This window comes from Salipiger sp. HF18 (assembly GCF_011806505.1).
Classification (GTDB): Bacteria; Pseudomonadota; Alphaproteobacteria; order Rhodobacterales; family Rhodobacteraceae; genus Salipiger; species Salipiger thiooxidans.
In genome coordinates, this window is sequence record NZ_JAATOS010000469.1 from 1 (window position 1) to 3076 (window position 3076).

At 69.4% G+C, this 3076-nt stretch carries 4 protein-coding genes and 1 pseudogene; 4 read left to right on the plus strand and 1 reads right to left on the minus strand.

What is annotated here, in order from left to right; translation table 11 throughout:
* The 4 genes from HC022_RS22565 to HC022_RS22580 all read left to right on the plus strand — a co-directional run.
* On the plus strand, positions 1–516 hold a 516-nt coding region (locus HC022_RS22565; protein WP_254885238.1), incomplete at its 5' end, for a 16S rRNA (cytidine(1402)-2'-O)-methyltransferase.
* A 59-nt stretch (positions 517–575) separates the two neighbouring features.
* A complete protein-coding gene (locus HC022_RS22570) occupies positions 576–1061 on the plus strand; it encodes a YraN family protein (protein ID WP_175583698.1) in 486 nt (161 codons plus the stop codon).
* Positions 1062–1123: 62 nt separating this feature from the next.
* Entirely contained in the window at positions 1124–2059 is a 936-nt protein-coding gene (gene gshB / locus HC022_RS22575; RefSeq protein ID WP_167453894.1) for a glutathione synthase, read from the plus strand.
* On the plus strand, positions 2056–2955 hold the full coding sequence (locus HC022_RS22580) for an alpha/beta hydrolase fold domain-containing protein (RefSeq protein WP_167453895.1): 900 nt from the start codon (positions 2056–2058) through the stop codon (positions 2953–2955). The genes gshB and HC022_RS22580 overlap by 4 nt, the downstream gene beginning before the upstream one ends.
* Here HC022_RS22580 and HC022_RS22585 read toward each other — a convergent pair.
* A pseudogene (locus HC022_RS22585) lies at positions 2925–3076 on the minus strand (ATP-binding protein); the annotation flags it as partial. The gene HC022_RS22580 and the pseudogene HC022_RS22585 overlap by 31 nt on opposite strands.

Genomic DNA, 3076 nt, shown 5'->3' on the forward strand with positions numbered 1-3076 from the left:
CCGGGGCCGTCTGCGGTGATCACCGCGCTGACCATCGCCGGGCTGCCGACCGACCGTTTCCTGTTCGGGGGCTTCCTGCCCAACACCCGCTCGGCCCGGCGCAAGGGATTGGAAGAGTTGCGCGCGGTGCCCGCGACACTGGCCTTCTACGAGTCGCCGCGGCGGGTGGGCGAGATGCTGGCCGACCCCGCGGAGACGCTCGGCGCCGGGAGGCGGGCGGCGGTCTGCCGTGAGCTCACCAAGCGCTTCGAGGAATGCCGGACCGGTACGCTCGAGGAGCTCGCCGCCTTCTACGCCGACGCCACGCCCAAGGGCGAGATCGTGGTGCTGATCGAGAAGGGCTCTTCCGAGAAAATTAACGAGTCTGACTTAGACCAGTCCCTGCTCGAGGCGCTCGAGACGATGTCGGTCCGCGATGCGGCCGATGCGGTGTCCGGGATGTTCGGTGTCAAGCGCAGGCCCGTCTATCAGCGCGCGATGGCGCTCGCCAGGGACAGGTCCGCCCCGGAAGACTGACCAGACGGACCGACGTGAAGAACTGATGACGTGACGAACTGACCCGGGGAACGGTGCCGATGTGTCTGCAACTTGCCTTCGACTTCTCCGCACCCTTGCCGGTGGCAGACCCTTCGGCCGCCCCGGCGCCTGACCGGGCGGCCCATGTGCATGTGCCAGCCACGGGCAATGCCGAGCTCGATCGCCGTCGCGCCCGCGGTGCTTGCGGCCACCTCGCCGGGCTCTCCGCCGAAGCGCGCATCGCGCAGGATTACGAACGGCGCGGCTATCGGCTCGCCGGGCAGCGCTGGCGCGGTCGCTGCGGAGAGATCGACCTCATTCTGCGCGATGGCGACGGGCTCATCTTCGTCGAGGTCAAGAAGAGCCGCAGCTTCGATCGTGCGCTCGAGCGTCTTGTCTCGCGACAGATCCGCCGGTTGATGAAAGCCGCCGAGGAATACGTCGGGCAGGAACCGCGCGGCTCGCTGACCGACATGCGCTTCGATGTGGCGCTGATGGACGCGCATGGCATGATCCGGGTGCTCGAGAACGCCTTCCTCTCCTGAGCGGGCATTGCCTCTCGCCGGGCACTGCGCCATGTATGGCGAAAGCCAGCGCGGGAGACCCCATGAAGATCGCCTTCCAGATGGACCCGATCGGTCCGATCGACATCAATGCCGACAGCACCTTCCGGATCGCCGAAGAGGCGCAGGCGCGCGGGCACGAGCTTTTCTACTACACGCCGGATCACCTCTCCTTCCAGGAAGGGCGGATTATGGCGCGGGGCCATGCGCTGACGGTGCAGCGGGTCAAGGGCGACCACGCGCAGCTCGGGCCGCTGGAGCTGGTCGACCTCGCCGGGTTCGACGTGGTCTGGCTGCGGCAGGACCCGCCCTTCGACATGCACTACATCACCACCACGCACCTGCTCGAGCGGCTCGCCCCGGCGACGCTGGTGGTGAACGACCCGTTCTGGGTGCGCAACTCGCCCGAGAAGCTGCTCGTCCTCAACTTCCCCGAGCTGACGCCGCCCACGACCATCGCCCGCGACCTCGAGACCATCCGCGAATTCAAGGCCCGGCATGGCGACATCATCCTCAAGCCGCTCTACGGCAACGGTGGTGCGGGCGTGTTCCGCCTCGACGAGAACGACCGCAACCTGAGCTCGCTTTACGAGCTCTTCACCGGGTTCTCGCGCGAGCCGCTGATCGTGCAGAAGTACCTCCCGGCGGTGACCAAGGGCGACAAGCGCGTCATTCTGGTCGAAGGCGAGCCGGTCGGCGCGATCAACCGCGTGCCCGCCGCCAACGAGGTGCGGTCTAACATGCATGTGGGCGGGCGCCCCGAGAAGGTCGAGCTCACCCCGCGCGACCTCGAGATATGCGCCACCATCGGGCCCGTCCTGCGCGAGAAGGGGCAGGTCTTCGTGGGCATCGACGTGATCGGCGACTGGCTGACCGAGATCAACGTGACCTCGCCCACCGGGATCCAGGAGCTCGAGCGCTTCGACGGGATCAACGTGGCCGAGAAGATCTGGCAGGCGGTCGAAGCCCGCCGCGGATGAGCCGGCGGCTCGCCGCTCTCAACCTGTTCCTGCGCCATGCCGTGAAGCCGCGGCTGGCGCGCACCTCCGGGCCCCAAGAGGCCGCCGCGCAGTTCGAGACGATGGCGCGGCTGGCGCTCCGGGCCCCTCCCTACCTTCGCGACATTGTGCGGCCCGGCGGGCTGCACTGGATCAGCGCCGGACCCTGTCGGATGGACCGGATGATCCTCTATTTCCACGGCGGCGGCTACATCGCCGGCAGCCCCGCGACGCATCGGGGCATGATCGGGCGGCTGTCGCTGCTCTCGGGGCTCGAGATCTGCGCGCCGGACTATCCGCTGGTGCAGGAGGCCTGCTTTCCCGCCGCCTTCGAGGCCGCGGCGGTGGCTTGGGAACGTTGCCGGACGCTGGGCCATGCGCCAAACCGCATCCTGCTCGCGGGCGATTCCGCCGGCGGGGGCCTCGCGCTGGCGCTGCTTGCGCATCTCCTGCAGAGGGGCGAGCGCCCGGCCGGCGCGGTGACCTTCTCGCCCTGGACAGACCTCGCGATGACCGGTGCCAGCCTCGGGCGCAACCGTGATGCCGACCCGTTCCTCCCGGTCGACCGCATCGGCGAACTCGTGGGCATCGTCTGCGCCGGTGCCGATCCGCGCGACCCGCGGCTCTCGCCGCTCCATGCCGCGTTCCCGGACTGCCCGCCGGTGCAGATCCATGTCTCGGAAACCGAGATCCTCGCCGACGACGCCACCCGCATGGCGGCGCGGCTGGAGGCCCAGGGCGCGCGGGTCGATCTCCGGACACACCCGTCCGCACCGCATGCCTGGCCGGTATTCGACGGCTGGATCCCCGAGGCACGCGCCACGCTGCGCACCGCGGCGCGCTTCGCTCAGGCGTCCCTGGGCGAGACCAGCCGGTAGCTCAGCGCCTCGGCGACATGGGGGCGGCGGATGGTGTCCTCGTCGGCGAGGTCGGCGATGGTGCGGGCGACCCGCAGCACGCGGTGATAGCCGCGCGCCGACAGGCCGAAGCGGTCGGCGG

Coding starts and splice junctions, on each gene's coding strand:
- HC022_RS22570 (WP_175583698.1), top strand. CDS start 576: ATGTGTCTGCAACTTGCCTTCGACTTCTCCGCACCCTTGCCGGTGGCA.
- gshB (WP_167453894.1), top strand. CDS start 1,124: ATGAAGATCGCCTTCCAGATGGACCCGATCGGTCCGATCGACATCAAT.
- HC022_RS22580 (WP_167453895.1), top strand. CDS start 2,056: ATGAGCCGGCGGCTCGCCGCTCTCAACCTGTTCCTGCGCCATGCCGTG.